The sequence below is a fragment of the Pseudonocardia sp. OZ21 genome, assembly GCF_059359135.1.
Genome location: NZ_JCADBN010000020.1, coordinates 70,659 through 86,214, shown reverse-complemented (window position 1 = coordinate 86,214; position 15,556 = coordinate 70,659). Strand labels below are relative to the sequence as shown.

The window sequence follows — 15,556 nt, the reverse complement described above, 5'->3', positions numbered from 1 at the left end:
GACCTGCATGAGGCCTGACACAGATAGGATGGGGCCTTGACGAAAGGGCTGAGCGCGTGAACGAGCTCATCGACACGACCGAGATGTACCTCCGCACGATCTACGAACTCGAGGAGGAGGGCGTCGTACCGCTGCGCGCTCGGATCGCGGAACGCCTCGGTCAGAGCGGGCCGACGGTGAGCCAGACCGTGGCCCGGATGGAGCGCGACGGCCTCGTGGTGGTGGCCGGTGACCGGCACCTCGAGCTCACCGACTCCGGCCGGTCCCGAGCCGTGTCGGTGATGCGCAAGCACCGCCTCGCCGAGCGCCTGCTCTCCGACGTGATCGGGCTCGAGTGGGAGTTCGTGCACGCCGAGGCGTGCCGCTGGGAGCACGTGATGAGCGACGCCGTGGAGCGCAAGCTCGTGCAACTGCTCGACAACCCGACAATCTCCCCCTACGGCAACCCGATCCCCGGCCTCGACGAGCTCTCGCAGCTCCACGACGCGGTGCAGGGTGTGTCGGCTCCGCCCACGCTCGAGGTGGGGCTGCAGCGGCTCGACGAGTTCGCCCGGCGTGGTGGTGGCCGCGTGGAGGTGCGCCGGATCGCCGAGCACGTGCAGGTGGACGCCGACCTGATGGCGGAGCTCAAGGGCGCGGGCATCGTGCCGGGACGCGACGTGCAGGTGCGACCGATCACCCGATTCGGTGATCCCGTGCCCGTGGCGGCCGACGGCGCCGACTCCAGCGTGGCCCCGCTGATCGCCCACGCCGTGCTGGTGCGGGCGCGTTAGCCGCGTTGGTCCCCCTCGTCCGGTGGCCCGGGGCAGCATGAGACGGTGGGCGCCGCCGACGCGCTCCGCTCCGCAGCGAGTGGCGCCTGCGGGCGCCCCGTCGGCTCGTCGCCCCATGAGCCACCCCGCACCAGGAGGATCTTCGTGAAGCTGCTCGTCACCGGTGGAGCCGGCTACGTCGGCAGTGTCTGCGCCGCCCACCTGGTGGACGCGGGTCATGACGTGACGGTGCTCGACGACCTGTCCACCGGCCACCAGGACGCGGTGCCCGAGGGCGCCCGCTTCGTGCAGGCCGACCTGGCCGAGGCGGCGGCCGACATCCTGGCCGAGGGCTTCGACGGGGTGCTCCACTTCGCGGCGCGCTCCCTGGTGGGCGAGTCGGTGCAGCGGCCGGAGCTGTACTGGTCGGGCAACGTGGTGACCACCTTGCGGCTGCTCGAAGCCATCCGCCTGCACGGGACGCCCCGGCTGGTGTTCTCCTCCACCGCGGCCACCTACGGCGAGCCCGAGCAGGTGCCGATCCGGGAGGACTCCCCCACCCGGCCCACCAACCCCTACGGCGCCAGCAAGCTCGCGATCGACCACGCGATCAGGTCGTACTCGATCGCCCACGGCCTGGCTGCGGTGAGCCTGCGCTACTTCAACGTGGCCGGCGCGCACGGTCGTTTCGGCGAGCGGCACACGGTGGAGACGCACCTCATCCCGCTCGTGCTGCAGGTGGCCTCCGGCACCCGCGACGTGGTGCAGGTGTTCGGCGACGACTGGCCCACCCCCGACGGCACCTGCGTGCGCGACTACATCCACGTGGACGACCTCGCCGCAGCGCACCTGCTGGCGCTCGAGCACGCGAAGCCGGGCGAGCACGCGATCTACAACCTGGGCAGCGGCACCGGCTTCTCCGTGCGCGAGGTGATCGAGGCCTGCCGCACCGTCACGGGGCACGCGATCCCCACCACCGTGGCGCCCCGCCGCAGCGGCGACCCCGCCGTGCTGATCGCCTCCAGCGAGGCCGCCGTGGCCGACCTGGGCTGGCGCCCGCAGTACACCGACATCACCAGGATCGTGGGCGACGCCTGGCGCTTCACCCAGAGCAGGCAGCCCGTCTGACCCGCTGCACGTGATCATGCGCCGGGCCGGTTTCTACGGATGGTGCGGCGCGGGGTGGGCAACGGCACGGATGACACGCCGGCCCGCTCCCCACCTCGACGCACCCAGTCCCTGATCTCCTCGGGCCGCATCCCGAGCAGCACCGAGCGCAGGATCGCGGTGAGCCGGTGCCCCGGCCATGCCTGCTCCGCCCGGTCGAGAGCGATGTTGGCGAGCGCTCCGTCGCCCCGCACCATGGCCGACACCGCCAGCAGCGCGGCGGGCTCCGCGGCCTCGGGGTCCGGCGTCTCCCGCACCAGTGCCGTCCACAGCTGTTCTGCCGCCGCCGCGGCCGGACCGACGCACCGCAGCAGGGCGGCGTCGCGGACGTCCGGGACCGCGAGCAGCGCGGCGAGCGTGACGACCCTGGTGTCGTCGAGGACCAGCCGGTCCGCCGCCGCGTCGGCGATCGCGGCATCGACGAACGCGAGTTCGGCGCCAGGGCCCTCCCGGTCGGGCGCGGCGCGGCGCGACGCTCCCGGATCGGGCCGGTGGTGCAGCGCCTCGTCCGCTGCCCCGATCAGCAGCGCCTCCCGCCTGCGGATGTGCTCGGGGTGGGCCGGGGCGAGGAGCTGCTCCAGGTCGCTGCGGTCGGACCGCACGACCCGGCCGGCAGCCACCGCAGCTGCCGCGAACGGGGTGGCGGAGCCCTCCGGCACGAGGTCGGTGCATCCGCAGGGGTCGTAACAGGCCCAGCGGGCACCCGCCGCCGTGCTCGGTGTGCTGAGCACGGTGTGGACGTCGATGCCGTGGGCCTCCAGATCGTGGACCACGAGCCCGACCAGCCGCTCGTGCGGCCTCGCGGCCTCGGCGTTCTCGGCGACCACGATCACCGCGGCGCCGGTGGGGGTGTCGAGGAGCAGGCTCTGCACGACGTCGACCGCGACGGCGGCGACGTGCTCAGGCAGGGGGAGGTCGACGCGGAGCGTGAGGCCCAGCCTGCGGCCGGAATCGCCGCCGGTGGCCACGAGCACCAGCGACGCGCGGGGATGGAAGCCGAGCAGGACGGGGACGGCCGCCACCAGCTCCCCCGGCTCGCGAACCCGGAGGGTCGACGGTTCGCCCGGCAGGGGCGGCGGTACGGAGGAGGACCGGGGGATGTCGGGAGTTGCCATGTGCTGAGCGTCGGGCGGCGCCGGTGCGGTGCGCCATCGTTGCGCCGTTCGGCTGTGGACCACCCGTGGTCACCCGCTGGAGATCGCCGTCCGGAAGGGCGTTGGGGATGGCTGCGGTACGGAGGGGCCGAAGTGTCGTCGTCGACTGTTAACCTCCCCCGCTTGCCGGAGGATGCCTCCGCCCGCGACCCTTTCTCCGGGCACGGCGGCCGCCGGCGCTGATCCGGTGGCGCCCGCCGAGCGAGCGAGGGGGAGGACATCCCGTGTACGACTACGACCTGCTGGTGATCGGCTCCGGTCCCGGTGGCCAGAAGGCCGCGATCGCGGCCGCCAAGCTGGGCAAACGCGTGTGTGTGGCGGAGCGCCGCAACATGATGGGAGGCGTCTGCGTCAACACGGGCACGATCCCGTCGAAGACGCTGCGTGAGGCCGTGCTCTACCTGACGGGCTTCGCCCAGCGGGACATGTACGGCGCCAGCTACCGGGTCAAGTCGGAGATCACGATCGCCGACCTGCTGGCGCGCACGGCACACGTCGTGGGCCGCGAGGTGGAGGTGATCCGCAACCAGCTGCTGCGCAACCACATCGACATCATCGCCGGTACCGCCCGGTTCGAGGACGCGCACACGGTCGTCGTCGAGGGCGACGCACGTGGCGACCACAACACCGTCACCGCCGAGAACATCGTCATCGCCACCGGCACGAAGCCGGCGCGACCGAACGCGGTCGAGTTCGACGAGAACCATGTGATCGACTCCGACGCCGTGCTGACGCTGCAGCGGGTGCCCGGCTCGTTGGTCGTCGTCGGCGCCGGCGTGATCGGCATCGAGTACGCGTCGATGTTCGCCGCTCTCGGCACCCGGGTCACGGTGGTGGAGAAGCGCCCGCAGATGCTCGAGTTCTGCGATCCCGAGGTGGTCGAGTCGCTCAAGTTCCACCTGCGCGACCAGGCCGTGACGTTCCGGTTCGGCGAGGAGGTCGAGAAGGTCGAGATCACCCCGAAGGGCACCGTCACGAGCCTCGCCAGCGGCAAGCGGATCGCCGCGGACATGGTGATGTACTCGGCGGGTCGCCAGGGTGTCACCGACGAGCTCGACCTGGAGAAGGCGGGCCTCTCGGCCGACAAGCGGGGCCGGATCTCGGTGGACAAGCAGTACCGCACGGAGGTCCCCCACATCTTCGCGGTGGGCGACGTGATCGGTTTCCCCGCGCTGGCCGCCACGAGCATGGACCAGGGCCGGCTCGCGGCCTACCACGCCTTCGGCGAGCCGGTGCGTGAGCTGCAGGAGCTGCAGCCGATCGGCATCTACACCGTTCCCGAGATCTCCTACTGCGGGAAGACGGAGGCGGAGCTCACGCAGTCCTCGGTGCCGTACGAGGTGGGGATGTCGCGCTACCGCGAGCTTGCGCGCGGCGCGATCGTCGGCGACTCCTACGGGATGCTGAAGCTGCTGGTGTCCACCGACGACCACAAGCTGCTCGGCGTGCACGTGTTCGGCACGAACGCCACCGACCTCGTGCACATCGGACAGGCGATCATGGGGTGCGGTGGCACGGTCGACTACCTCGTCGACACGGTGCTCAACTACCCCACGTTGTCGGAGGCGTACAAGGTGGCGGCGCTGGACGTCACCAACAAGATGCGCGCGTTGGACAGCTTCGCGAACGGCGACTAGTAGCGGATGCCGTGCTGGTCGAGCCACGGGCGCGGGTTGATCTTCGTGCCGCCCGGGGTGATCACCTCGATGTGCAGGTGGGGGCCGGTGGACTGGCCGCGGTTGCCGACCTCGGCGATCTCCTGACCTGCCGACACCTTCTGGCCCACGCGCACCAGTGACCGGTTGATGTGCCCGTAGACGGTGATCGTGCCGTCAGCGTGCTTGACGCGCACCCAGAGACCGAACCCGCTCGCGGGACCCGAGTCGATCACGGTGCCGGCGAGCGGGACGCGGATCGGGGTGCCGATCGGGGCGGCGATGTCGAGGCCCTGGTGCGACGAGCCCCAACGGGCCCCGAACCCGGACGTGACCCGTCCGATGATCATCTCGACGGATGCCGCGGCCTTCTTGGCGGCCTCGGCCACGCGGGCGGCTTCGGCCACGCGGGCGGCTTCGGCCCTGGCCTGCTCGGCGGCGCGAGCAGCGGCATCGGCAGCGGCCTGCTGGAGGTCGGCGGCCTTGACGAGCGAGGCGGCGTCGGCGACAACGGGCTCGGGCGCGACCGGTCCGACCGCCGCGGCAACCGCGGCGACCACGGGAGGATCGGCGACGAGTGGCGCGGAGAGCGCGGCGGCCTGCACATCCGGAGTGGAGCTGAGGAGCTCGTTGACTCCGATGCGCAGCACGTTGGCGCCGTCGGCTGCCGCAGGCAGGGCCTCGGCGAGCGCGTGCTGACCTGCGGCGGCTACGGCGCCGCCGGCGACAACCGTTGCGACGAAGCGGATGGGAAGCGAGGGGGTGAGCTGAGGAAGCGAGATCGACCGGTGGGCGCCGCCACCGACCCCCGCTGCCGCCATGACGGCCGGCAGCGGGGGCCCGAGGTGCGCGCGCCGGCCCTGGGGGGAGCGGTGCCGTGCCACGACCTTTCCTTCCGAATCGGACGCTCCGGCCGGACATCCCGCTCGGGGGGTGCGGGCGGACCGCCGGGGGTGCGGTCCGTGTCCGGTCTGTGACCGGGGCGTTATCGATCCGGGGGAAACGTTAATAGCGGTTGACTCGACGTTGACCCCCGCACCGGCAGAACTGAGATCGCCGGACGGAACGGCGCGGCGAGCGGCCCGACCGGCATGTCGGGCGCAACACGCCGATGAGACCCCTCCCGTTCAGCGCAGAGTTGCCCCCGGTCCCCCGTCGACAGCCGTTGCGCCGTATCCGTGAGGCAATTGCGGCGCCGGCGGTACCAGCGAACGGAGTAGTTCGCGTTGCCGGTGGCCGCAGGATCCGCGCCGAACGGAGGCGTGGCGATGATCAGGAACGCCGGACGGGGTAGCCGTCAAGCCCTCGCCGACCCGATGTCCTCGCTGCGCCGTGATCTCCACATACACGCACAGAGCACCCCTCCGGGTACGGTTTCGACCATCCCAGCGCGCGAGGGGAGCGAATTGTTCCGCAGGTCGGACCGGAGGGACGAGCCCGCAGACGAGCGTGCGCTCGCCGCACGTCACGCCGCCACACAAGGCTTCCTCGCGCTGGACGACGAGCAGCGCGCCGTCGCCGACGCCGTGCGGGCTGCCGACGAGCTCGGCGGCGGCCGCGGGCTGACCCGGGCGTGGACGGAGGTCGCGGCCGTCGGGGATGCGGCCACCGAGGCCTACCTGGCCGCCACCGGCGACCAGCCGGGAGGTGCGCGGGCAGCGGACACCCGCGCGGCCGACGAGCGGGCACTCCGGGAGATCGAGCGGGCGCGGGAGATGATCCGCCGCTTCCGAGCGTCCCACTCCCCGGCGCTCGACGAGGCGGCCTTCGCGCTGAGCAGCCTCCCCCGCACGATCCAGCAGGCGCACACGGCGCTCCGCGAGGCACGCACCGCCGTGGAGCAGGCCGACGCGGCAGGCGTCCGGTCGCGCCGGGCGGCGGAGCGCCTCGCCGAGGCCGAGCGGGCCGCCGCCCGGCTGGACTCCCCCGGCGCGCGCCTGCGCGACCAGCGCCAGTCGGCTCAGCAGACGCTCGACCTGGCCCGATCGGCCGCCGAACTCGCCGTCGAGGCACCACGCACGGCCGACGTGGTGCGCACCGCTCTGACCAGCATCGGCACCCGCCGCTCGGCCGCCGAGACCAAGGCCGACCGGATCGAGCCGTCGATGTCGGCGTTGCGCCGCGAGTTCTCCGAGCCCTGCTCCCGGGATCTGACCGGGGCCGAAACCCTCGCCCGCGAGGCCATCGCCGACGCCGACCGGGCGATCGCCCAGGCCCGGCAGCTGGCCGGGGAAGGCGACTGGGACGAGGCATCGGACCGGATCACGTCAGCCCGCTCGGCTCTCGGTCGCGCCGAGGAACGGTACGACGTGGTCACCGACCGGTTGTCCCAGCTGCGCGAGGCCCGGACCGACCCCACCCGCCAGGCCGCCGACGCCAGGTTCGTACTGCGCGACGCGCAGCGCCTCGTGGTGGACCGCGGGCTGGTCGCCGAGTTCGGCGCGATCCTCGACGCCCAGTCGGTGCGGCTCGCGAACGCCGAGGAGCGGCTCACCGGGGTGCACCCCGACTACTGGCTCTACCTGACGGAGCTGCGCGGCGTCCGCGAGCGGGTGAAGGACGTGGTCGCCAGGGCCAGGAGCACGCCGCGCCGCTGACGCAGTGCGTCAGGCCTAGGTGGTCAGCACCATCTTTCCCGTGGTGCGCCCGAGCTCGCCCGCGCGATGGGCGTGCGACGCGCGTTCCAGGGGGAAGGTCTCGGCCACCAGCACCCGCAGCCGCCGGTCGTCGACCAGCCGCGCGAGCTCGTCGAGGCCCTCGCCGTCGGGCTCCACGAGCATGCCGGTGGCACGCAGCCCCCGGTCCGCCGCGGCGGCCACGGCTTCGGCGGCGGCGCCCGACGGCAGGCAGATCAGACGACCGTCCGGGTGCAGCACGTCGAGCGAGCGCACGGCGATCTCCCCGCCGAACATGTCGATCACGAGGTCGACGGGGTCGATCACCTTCTCGAACGCCTCGGCCCGGTAGTCCACCGCCTCGTCGATGCCGAGGTCGTTGAGCAGGGGGTGCTTGCCGATCGACGCCGTGCCGATCACGTAGGCGCCCCTGGCCTTCGCGATCTGGACGGCCAGGTGCCCCACCCCGCCTGCGGCGGCGTGCACGAGCACCCGCTGCCCGGCCTGCACGCCGGCGATGTCCACCAGGCTCTGCCAGGCGGTGAGCCCGGCCAGCGGCAGCGCGGCCGCCTCCACCTCCGACAGGCCGGCGGGCCGGTGCGCGAAGTGCCGCGACGGGGCGGTGACGAACTCGGCATAGGCGCCTGCCTGGCGCGGGAACCACGGCATCCCGAACACCGAGTCGCCCACCGAGAACCGGGTGACGCCGAGGCCGACCGCATCGACGGTGCCCGCGACGTCCCATCCGACGGTGAACGGGGGCGGCCCGATCACCGCCGCCATCCCCGAGCCTGCACGGGTCTTCCAGTCGACGGGATTCACCCCGGCGGCCGCCACGCGCACACGTATCTCGGTGGGCAACGGCTCGGGCACCTCCGCCTCACCGATCTCGAGTACCTCGGGACCGCCGGTCGAGAGTTGCGTGATGACGCGCATCGTTCCCACGTCCGATACCTACCATCACGAGAGCAGAAATACCGGTCCGGGTCGGCGGACGACACTCCGGCATCGGGCAAGTGCACCCGTTACGGTGCGACCGTGATGCCCCTTCCCGAGAGTGCGCGCGCCCTCATCGAATCCGGGAGGCTCGCCCACTGCGCGACGATCAACCCGGACGGGAGCCCTCAGCTCAGTGCCGTGTGGATCGGGCTCGACGGCGACGAGATCGTCATGGCGCATCTGCCGGAGCACCGGAAGGTCCGCAACCTCCGTCGCGATCCCCGCGTCGTGCTGTCCCTGGACGCGGAGGAGCGCAACGCGGTCGGGATGCAGCACAACCTGGTGGTGTACGGCACAGCCACCGTCACCGATGGCGGGGCGCCCGAACTGCTGCAACGGCTCGTGAAGGTCTATGGCGGGCCGGACGCGGAGTTCCCGTTGCCTGCGGACGCGCCGGCCGGGTACGTGGTGCGTATCGCCGTCGACCGGGTGCGCGGGGTCGGCCCCTGGACGGAGCACTGAGCGGCTCCCGGGGCGCGCGGCGAGATCCTCAGCCCGACGTGGCGAGGCCGGCCCGCGGGTCGCCGCGACGAGCGGCGCCTCCCCGCACCCCACCGGTGGCCCAGTCCTCCGGGTGCACGGGGATGATCCGGCCGTGGACGAGCCGCCGGTCCACGCCGAGCACGTCGACGACGATGTCGGTGAAGTCGCCCAGCAACCGGCGGCGCTGCTCCACCGGTCTGCCCTCGAGCACCATCGCCGTGAAGTACGGAGCCGATCGGTTCGCAGCCGGGGAGCCCGCGGTGGCCCAGAGCTCCGGCCGGTGCAGCGTGACCCACGCCCGCACCGCGTCGAGGGGCCATCCCAGCAGCTCGGCGTAGCGGGTGCTCATCGCCGAGAGCAACTCGGAGTGCTGGGCGGGGGTGTGCATCCCCTCGACGAGATGGACTTCGAGGATCGGCATGGCGCATACCGTAAGGAGCGCTGCCGCATCGCCCGCGATCGGCCTCGGCGTGCGGACGGGCTCAGTCCTGCGGCTGCTCGACCACCCTCGGTTGGGTGCGCTCCCACTCGAGGTACCGGTCGGTCTCGACGAGGACGGCGCCCCCGAGCCACAGCCCGACGATCACGTCGTCGCCCAGCCCCAGCAGCGCCAGGAACGCCTCCGGGACGAGGTCGACCGGCGACACGAGGTAGGCCAGGGCGAGCACCAGGAGCCCGAGCCGCCCCTTGCTCAGCTCCGGGTAGCGGCCCGAGAGCGCACCGGTGAGCATCCGGGGCAACGACCGGAGCCGGTCGCCGAACCCCGGCGCACCCGGCCTGCGTCCGTCGGACATGACGCGCCACAGGGCGCGGAACGCGGCGATCCGGCGGGGTCCGATCTTGGGCACACCTCCACAACGATCTCGACAGTCGGAACGTTCCGGACGGCCCGCCCGATCGGCGAGCAGGCACCACACAAGGACCGAGCCGGACAGGCGCTATCGTCGGCAGCTCCACTGATCGCTCGCGGGGGAAGTGTCGATGGGTCTCGTTTCGCGTGGCGCAAAACTTGCCGCTGCGCTGCTCGCCGGCGCCATCACCGCGGGCTGCGGCGGCTCCGTCGCCGACTCCGACAACCGCGAGCCGACCCGTCAGCAGGCGCCCCCGCCGAGTCCGTTCTGTACGGCCGCACAGGCCAACGTCGCGGCGGTCCGGCCGTTGTCCGCCCTGATCACCCGCGGCGGAGCGTCCCCCCAGGAGCTCTCCACCTCGATCGAAGGGGTGCGGCGCGCCGGCGCCGCGATGCGCGATGCGGCACCGGACATGATCCGCTCCGACGTCGACCTGACGGTGCAGGCGGCCAACCTGCAGCTGGACGCCCTGCTGGCCAACGGGGGCGACGGCGCGGCGCTGGCCCGCGATCCAGCGCTCAACGCGCGGCTCGGGTCGGCGGAGTTCACCGGCGCACGCGAGCGCGTGCAGGCCTACGTGGACGACAACTGCGGTCCGGCGCCCGCCACTCGGTGACGCCCGCGCGCTCTCAGCGCCCGATCGACCGGCGACCCTTCACCGCGGAGTAGGCCACCACTCCCAGGGCCACCACGGCGCCGATCACCAGCGCCGTGGTGAGGAACTCGAACACCGCCCCCAGCACCGCCAGCGCGAGCCAGATGACCACCGCGATGCCCAGGATCTTGAGCAGCATCTGATCGGACCTCCTCGGGGCCTACGGCGTCGACGACGACGTCCCCTGTTCCTACCAGCCCTGATCCGAAATCGACCCGTCCGACCGGGTGGCGCTCCCGTTCCGGCCTCGCCCTCGCCCGGCGTGCCGTCCAGGAGCCGGTGCTGCTCCAACCGAGTGAAACCCGCATCGGCGCTAGCTCGCTGCACTATCGCGATATATCGTGATGGCACACGAGCTACTCGATGCCATGAGAGCAGGAGGCTCGCAACGTCCGAGGAGACATCGATGAACGCCATGAATCCCGCCTGGACCCCTGGTTGGCCAGGCTTCCGATCCAGCCCCTTCGGCCGCAGGCGCGGCCACGGCCACTCGCACCCGGCCGCCGGACCGATGACCGCGGCGATGGGTGGCCCCGTGCCTCCCATGCCGCCGTTCGACGACGCGGACGACGGGGAGCACGAGCGTCACGGCCGGCACGGCGGCCCCGGCCGGCGTGGCCGGCGGGGCGGTCCCGCGTTCCGTCCGGGCTTCGGTCCGGGTGGCCACGGCGGCTTCCCCGGGCACCGGGGCAGGCGCGGCCGGCGCACCGCACGCGGCGACATCCGTGCCGCGGTGCTGGCCCTCGTCGCGGAGCAGCCGCGGCACGGCTACGAGATCATCCAGGAGATCGCTGAACGCTCCGGTGGAGCGTGGCGGCCCAGCCCCGGCTCGGTCTACCCCACGCTCTCCCAGCTCGAGGACGAGCAGCTGGTCCGCGTGGAGCAGGCCGACGGCCGCCGGGTCGTCCACCTCACCGAGGAGGGCACCCGGTACGTCGAGGAGCACCGCGAGGAGCTGGACGCCGTCTGGGCATCGGTGGGCCGGGACGCCGACGACGACGGGGCGGGCGAGCTGTGGGAGCAGCTCGGCCAGCTGCACGCCGCCGCCCAGCAGGTGATGGCCGCAGGCAACCCCGAGCAGATCACCGCGGCCACCGCGGCTCTGACCGAGGCCCGCCGCACGCTCTACCGGCTGCTCGCGGAGTAACCGGCACCTGATTGCAGCAAAGCCACTTTCACGCCATCTGATGGCAGGAAAGTGGCTTTGCTGCAATGCGGGGCCGGGCGCCTCAGCAGTCGCGCAGCTCCGGGCTCTGGTTCAGGACCTGACCGCGGGGACTGATGAACTCGCGATAGGTCGGCCCGTCGACGTCAGCAGGAGCGAAGGCCGCCACGCGGTGGCAGTTCTGGAAGGCGAGCACCACGCCGAAGTGCCGCTCCAGCACGCCGCGGATGGCGTTGCTGGCCAGCGCGCGGAGCAGCTGGCCGCGCTCCTGCTCCGACGGCGGGGGCACCTCGTGCTCGCCGAACGGGGCGTCGGCGCGCTCGACCCTGTCGTCGGCGGCCGCTGTGACCACCTGCCACGCATAGGGCAGCGAGTCCCGGACGACGGCGAGGAACTGCGCGTCGTCGAGCTCGCCGCGCTCGGCGGCGGTGAGCACGTGGGTGGGGACGTCGAGGGACACGGAACCTCCTGGGTTGGCCGGAAACGGACGGGATCGGGGGTTACGGGCTCAGGCCGGTCACGCACGCACGGCGCGGGGCCCCGGCACGAACGCCGGGTCGACCTGGTCGGCGAGGTCAGCACCCACGGCCCGGTTGGCCCAGGCCGCGGCGTTGCGGAGGTGGAACTCGACGGTGCCGCGGTGGTAGGCGGCCCAGTCGCGCTGCCGGTCGTCCAACGCGCCCAGCACGGCGTCGAGTACCGCGAGGTTGGCGGGCTCCAGCGCGCTGATCGGGGCGACGCCACCGCGCTCGGCGGCCCGCACCCAGGCGGACTGACCGAACCAGCCGAGCAGGGCGTCGCCCACCTGCTCCCGCAGGTAGGTGACGTCGTCCGGCTCGCTCACCTTGTTGCCCAGCACCCGCAGCGCCACGCCGTGGCCCGCGGCGTGCTCGGCGTACTGCCGGTAGACACCGACACCGCGCCGGGTGGGCTCACTGACGAGAACGGTCAGGTCGAAGCGGGTGAACAGGCCGGAGGCGAAGGCGTCGGCGCCCGCCGTCATGTCCACCACCACGTACTCGCCGGGGCCGTCGACGAGGTGGTTGAGGTAGAGCTCCACCGCGCCGGTCTTGGAGTGGTAGCAGGAGACGCCGACGTCCGCCTCGTCGAACTCGCCCGTGACGAGGTAGCGCACGCCACCCGCGACGGCCGAGTACCGCATCAGCAGCTCACTGTCCGGAGCGAGGTCGAGCAGCCGGGACCCGGCGCCCGGCGGGGTGGTCTTGATCATCTGCTCGGCCGAGGGGATGCGCGGGTTGGCGGCGCGCAGGTGGTCCTTCAGCCAGGTGAGGTCGGTGCCGAGCGCGCGGGGCGGCGGGCCGTCGTGGCCCAGCGCCGCGCCGAGATGCTGGTTGATGTCGGCGTCGATCCCGAGGACCGGACGACCGAGCTCGGCGAGATAGCGGCTGAACGTCGCCGCGGACGTCGTCTTCCCACTGCCGCCCTTGCCGACGAACGCGATCCGCACCCGGGTCCTCCGATGATCGATCCTGCGAGACCCGATAATGATAAGCATTTCCACTAACGGGTGACGCCACCGGCCCGGCGTGGAACGAACGGAGTGCCGACCGAGATCAGCGCGGCCGACGACGCTCGGCGAGGAGGTCCCGCAACGGGGGCACCACCACGCCCTCGATCGCCATCTTGCGGCGCGCCCGGCGCCGGGCGACCAGCACGCCGACGAGCGCGAACCCCCAGATCACGTACTGCACGGTCCATGCCCCCCGGAACGCCTCCGGGCTGTAGCCGTCGGCAGGCCCGATGAGCCCGAGCACCACACCCACCGTGAGTGCCACGAGCAACGACGCGAAGAACCCACCGACGTTGACGATCCCGATCGCCGTGCCCTGGCGGTGCCCGGGGTTGAAGGTGCGGGCGTAGTCGAAGCCCACCATGGACGCCGGCCCGCCGAGCGCGAGCACGACCACGAGCAGCACCAGCAGCCACCGCGGGGCGGGGGGCGGCACCGCCAGTACGAGCGTCCACATGAGGGAGGTCGTGCCGATCACCGCCAGCACCAGCCACGAGCGCCGCAGCGGGTGCCGCGCGGTGAACTCGCCGAACAGCGGCCCGGCGACGATCCCCACGCCGACGAGCAGCGTGAGCATCGCGCTCGCCGCGCCGGGCGAGAGACCCTGACCCGCCACCAGGTACGGCACCCCCCAGAGCAGCGCGAACACCGTGCCGGAGAACTGGGTGCCCATGTGGGTCCAGAGACCGAGCCGGGTGCCCGGTTCCCGCCACGACGACACGAGCCCGTCCACCACCTCGCGCGGCGACGGTGCGCGCGGCGGAACGGGGGCGCCCGGCGGCCGGTCGCGCACCACCGCCAGCGCCGCGAGCGCGACCGCCACCCCGAGCGCGGCGGCGGACACGAACGCGGTGGTCCAGCCGGGTCCGTGGAGCAGAACGGCCAGCGGGACGGCGCTGAGCACCTGCCCGAGCTGCCCGATCAGCCCGGTGAGCTGCGTCATCAACGGCACGCGCCGCGGCGGGAACCACGCGGTGACCACGGACAGCACGCTGATGAACGTCAGCGCGTCGCCCGCACCCACCAGCACCCTGGCCAGGATCGCGAGCGGGAGGCCGGTGGCCAGCGCGAGCATCAGCTGGCCCGCGGCCATCGTGAGCGCACCGACCACGATCAGCCTGCGGGCACCGAAGCGGTCGAGCAGCACGCCGACGGGTATCTGCAGCGACGCGTAGACCAGCAGTTGCAGCACCACGAACCCGGACAGCACCGCCGGGCCCGCGTGGAACCGGGCGGCCGCGTCGAGGCCCGCCACCCCGAAGGAGGTGCGGTGCAGCACTCCGACGAGATAGGCAGCCAGACCGACCGCCCAGACCACCCAGGCGCGATGATGCACGTTCATATCGGATCCATGGTGCGGGCAGTGGCGCCCGAACGGGATGCTGTGCGGGGAAGTTCACGTTGCATCGGGGAGACTGACGTCGCCCGGGGAAACCCCCGACCGTGTGACGCTGCGACGGGCGGGGCGCCTGCCCCGTCGAGGAACCGGAGGTGTGCGGTGCTGGAGCCGGCTGAGCTGTACGAGGTGGCGGCGGATGCGCCGCAGCTGGACGAGCCCGTGCTGCTGGTGGCGCTCGACGGCTTCGTCGACGCCGGGAACGCTGCGCGGCTGGCAGTGGACGCGCTGCTGGCGGACCGCGAGGCACGGAGTGTGGTCCGGTTCGATGTCGACCAGCTCGTCGACTACCGCTCGCGGCGGCCACCGCTGCGGTTCGAGTCCGACCACTGGGCCGCCTACGACCCGCCCCAGCTCGATGTCGTGGCCCTCTCCGACACGGGCGACACCGACTACCTGCTGCTCGCGGGCCCCGAACCCGACACGCAGTGGGAGCGCTTCTGCGCCGCGGTCGAGCAGATCGTGCGGCGCCTCGGTGTCCGTCTGGTGATCAATCTCACCGCGATCCCGATGGCCGTGCCGCACACCCGTCCCATCGGGGTCACCGTCCACGGCACGCGTCCCGACCTCACCGAGGGGCACGAGGCGTGGTTCGCCACCGCGCAGGTCCCGGGCAGCGCGGTCGGACTCATGGAGTTCCGGCTCGGGGAGGCCGGGCTCGACGCGATGGGCTTCGCCGTGCACGTTCCGCACTACCTGGCCCGCGCCGAGTACCCGCAGGCCGCGCGGGTCCTGCTGGACCATGTGGGGCTGGCCGCCGGCCTCTACCTGCCCACCGAGGCCCTGTCGAAGGCCGCCGAGCGGGCCGAGGCGGAGATCGCCGAGCAGGTGGCTGCCTCCGACGAGGTGAGCCAGGTCGTCCAGGCGCTGGAGCGGCAGTACGACATGGTCGCCACCGGACGTGGCGAGCGCTCGAGCCTCGGCCTGTCCGGTGAGCTACCCAGCGCCGACGAGCTCGCCGCCGAGGTCGAACGGTTCCTGGCCGACCAGGACGACGAGAGCGGTACCGACACTCCCCGGAGCAGCGACGACAGCGGGGACGACAGCGGGGACGAGTGGCGCGGAGGAGCGCAGCCCAGCTGACCCACTCTGTGGACAACTCCTCGGCAGCGCACCACGCACCGTCGTGGCTG

Annotated in this window: 17 protein-coding genes; 8 read left to right on the top strand and 9 right to left on the bottom strand. The window is 72.6% G+C overall.

Going from position 1 to position 15,556, the window contains the following annotated elements; all coding sequences use genetic code 11:
* Positions 1-56 precede the first annotated feature (56 nt).
* Together AC5L35_RS32460 and galE are read left to right on the top strand one after the other, a co-directional pair.
* Positions 57-773 (top strand): iron-dependent transcriptional repressor DtxR, encoded by a 717-nt coding sequence (locus tag AC5L35_RS32460; protein ID WP_495063559.1) that lies wholly within the window; start codon positions 57-59, stop codon positions 771-773.
* A 144-nt stretch (positions 774-917) separates the two neighbouring features.
* On the top strand, positions 918-1,880 hold the full coding sequence (gene galE / locus AC5L35_RS32455) for a UDP-glucose 4-epimerase GalE (protein ID WP_495063558.1): 963 nt from the start codon (positions 918-920) through the stop codon (positions 1,878-1,880).
* Positions 1,881-1,894: 14 nt separating this feature from the next.
* Here galE and AC5L35_RS32450 read toward each other — a convergent pair whose 3' ends face one another.
* Positions 1,895-3,034 carry a DUF4192 domain-containing protein gene (locus AC5L35_RS32450; RefSeq protein ID WP_495063557.1) on the bottom strand — a complete coding sequence of 380 codons (1,140 nt, stop codon included), beginning with the start codon at positions 3,032-3,034 and terminating at the stop codon, positions 1,895-1,897.
* Positions 3,035-3,297: 263 nt separating this feature from the next.
* Here AC5L35_RS32450 and sthA point away from each other — a divergent pair, with 263 nt between their 5' ends.
* A complete protein-coding gene (gene sthA, locus AC5L35_RS32445; protein WP_495063556.1) occupies positions 3,298-4,710 on the top strand; it encodes a Si-specific NAD(P)(+) transhydrogenase in 1,413 nt (470 codons plus the stop codon).
* Here sthA and AC5L35_RS32440 read toward each other — a convergent pair.
* Positions 4,707-5,612, bottom strand: a complete 906-nt coding sequence (locus tag AC5L35_RS32440) for a M23 family metallopeptidase (RefSeq protein ID WP_495063555.1) — start codon at positions 5,610-5,612, stop codon at positions 4,707-4,709. The genes sthA and AC5L35_RS32440 overlap by 4 nt on opposite strands.
* 522 nt (positions 5,613-6,134) lie before the next feature.
* On the opposite strand from AC5L35_RS32440, the gene AC5L35_RS32435 reads away from it, so the two are divergent.
* The gene (locus tag AC5L35_RS32435; protein ID WP_495063554.1) at positions 6,135-7,325 is read left to right on the top strand and encodes a hypothetical protein; all 1,191 of its coding nucleotides are present in this window, start codon (positions 6,135-6,137) and stop codon (positions 7,323-7,325) included.
* Positions 7,326-7,340: 15 nt separating this feature from the next.
* Here AC5L35_RS32435 and AC5L35_RS32430 read toward each other — a convergent pair whose 3' ends face one another.
* On the bottom strand, positions 7,341-8,279 hold the full coding sequence (locus AC5L35_RS32430; protein ID WP_495063581.1) for an NADP-dependent oxidoreductase: 939 nt from the start codon (positions 8,277-8,279) through the stop codon (positions 7,341-7,343).
* Between the two features lie 105 nt (positions 8,280-8,384).
* Here AC5L35_RS32430 and AC5L35_RS32425 point away from each other — a divergent pair, with 105 nt between their 5' ends.
* A complete protein-coding gene (locus AC5L35_RS32425) occupies positions 8,385-8,804 on the top strand; it encodes a PPOX class F420-dependent oxidoreductase (protein WP_495063580.1) in 420 nt (139 codons plus the stop codon).
* Positions 8,805-8,832: 28 nt separating this feature from the next.
* Here the strand turns inward: AC5L35_RS32425 and AC5L35_RS32420 are convergent, their stop codons facing one another.
* Positions 8,833-9,246 carry a tautomerase family protein gene (locus AC5L35_RS32420; protein WP_495063553.1) on the bottom strand — a complete coding sequence of 138 codons (414 nt, stop codon included), beginning with the start codon at positions 9,244-9,246 and terminating at the stop codon, positions 8,833-8,835.
* Between the two features lie 61 nt (positions 9,247-9,307).
* Positions 9,308-9,673 (bottom strand): YkvA family protein, encoded by a 366-nt coding sequence (locus AC5L35_RS32415; protein ID WP_495063552.1) that lies wholly within the window; start codon positions 9,671-9,673, stop codon positions 9,308-9,310.
* A gap of 133 nt (positions 9,674-9,806) precedes the next feature.
* Here AC5L35_RS32415 and AC5L35_RS32410 point away from each other — a divergent pair, with 133 nt between their 5' ends.
* A complete protein-coding gene (locus tag AC5L35_RS32410) occupies positions 9,807-10,292 on the top strand; it encodes a hypothetical protein (RefSeq protein ID WP_495063551.1) in 486 nt (161 codons plus the stop codon).
* Positions 10,293-10,305: 13 nt separating this feature from the next.
* Here AC5L35_RS32410 and AC5L35_RS32405 read toward each other — a convergent pair whose 3' ends face one another.
* Entirely contained in the window at positions 10,306-10,470 is a 165-nt protein-coding gene (locus tag AC5L35_RS32405) for a hypothetical protein (RefSeq protein ID WP_495063550.1), read from the bottom strand.
* A gap of 267 nt (positions 10,471-10,737) precedes the next feature.
* Here AC5L35_RS32405 and AC5L35_RS32400 point away from each other — a divergent pair, with 267 nt between their 5' ends.
* Entirely contained in the window at positions 10,738-11,478 is a 741-nt protein-coding gene (locus tag AC5L35_RS32400) for a PadR family transcriptional regulator (protein ID WP_495063549.1), read from the top strand.
* Positions 11,479-11,560: 82 nt separating this feature from the next.
* On the opposite strand, the gene AC5L35_RS32395 is transcribed toward AC5L35_RS32400, so the two are convergent.
* From AC5L35_RS32395 to AC5L35_RS32385, 3 genes are all read right to left on the bottom strand, one after another.
* Positions 11,561-11,956 (bottom strand): SCO5389 family protein, encoded by a 396-nt coding sequence (locus AC5L35_RS32395; RefSeq protein WP_495063548.1) that lies wholly within the window; start codon positions 11,954-11,956, stop codon positions 11,561-11,563.
* Between the two features lie 57 nt (positions 11,957-12,013).
* Complete coding sequence (locus tag AC5L35_RS32390) at positions 12,014-12,964, bottom strand: ATP-binding protein (protein WP_495063547.1); 951 nt, start codon at positions 12,962-12,964, stop codon at positions 12,014-12,016.
* 106 nt (positions 12,965-13,070) lie between these two features.
* The gene (locus AC5L35_RS32385) at positions 13,071-14,369 is read right to left on the bottom strand and encodes an MFS transporter (protein WP_495063546.1); all 1,299 of its coding nucleotides are present in this window, start codon (positions 14,367-14,369) and stop codon (positions 13,071-13,073) included.
* 156 nt (positions 14,370-14,525) lie between these two features.
* Between AC5L35_RS32385 and AC5L35_RS32380 the strand changes: the two genes are divergently transcribed.
* Positions 14,526-15,506: a PAC2 family protein gene (locus AC5L35_RS32380; protein WP_495063545.1), complete on the top strand. Its 981-nt coding sequence runs from the start codon at positions 14,526-14,528 to the stop codon at positions 15,504-15,506.
* Positions 15,507-15,556: the final 50 nt, after the last annotated feature.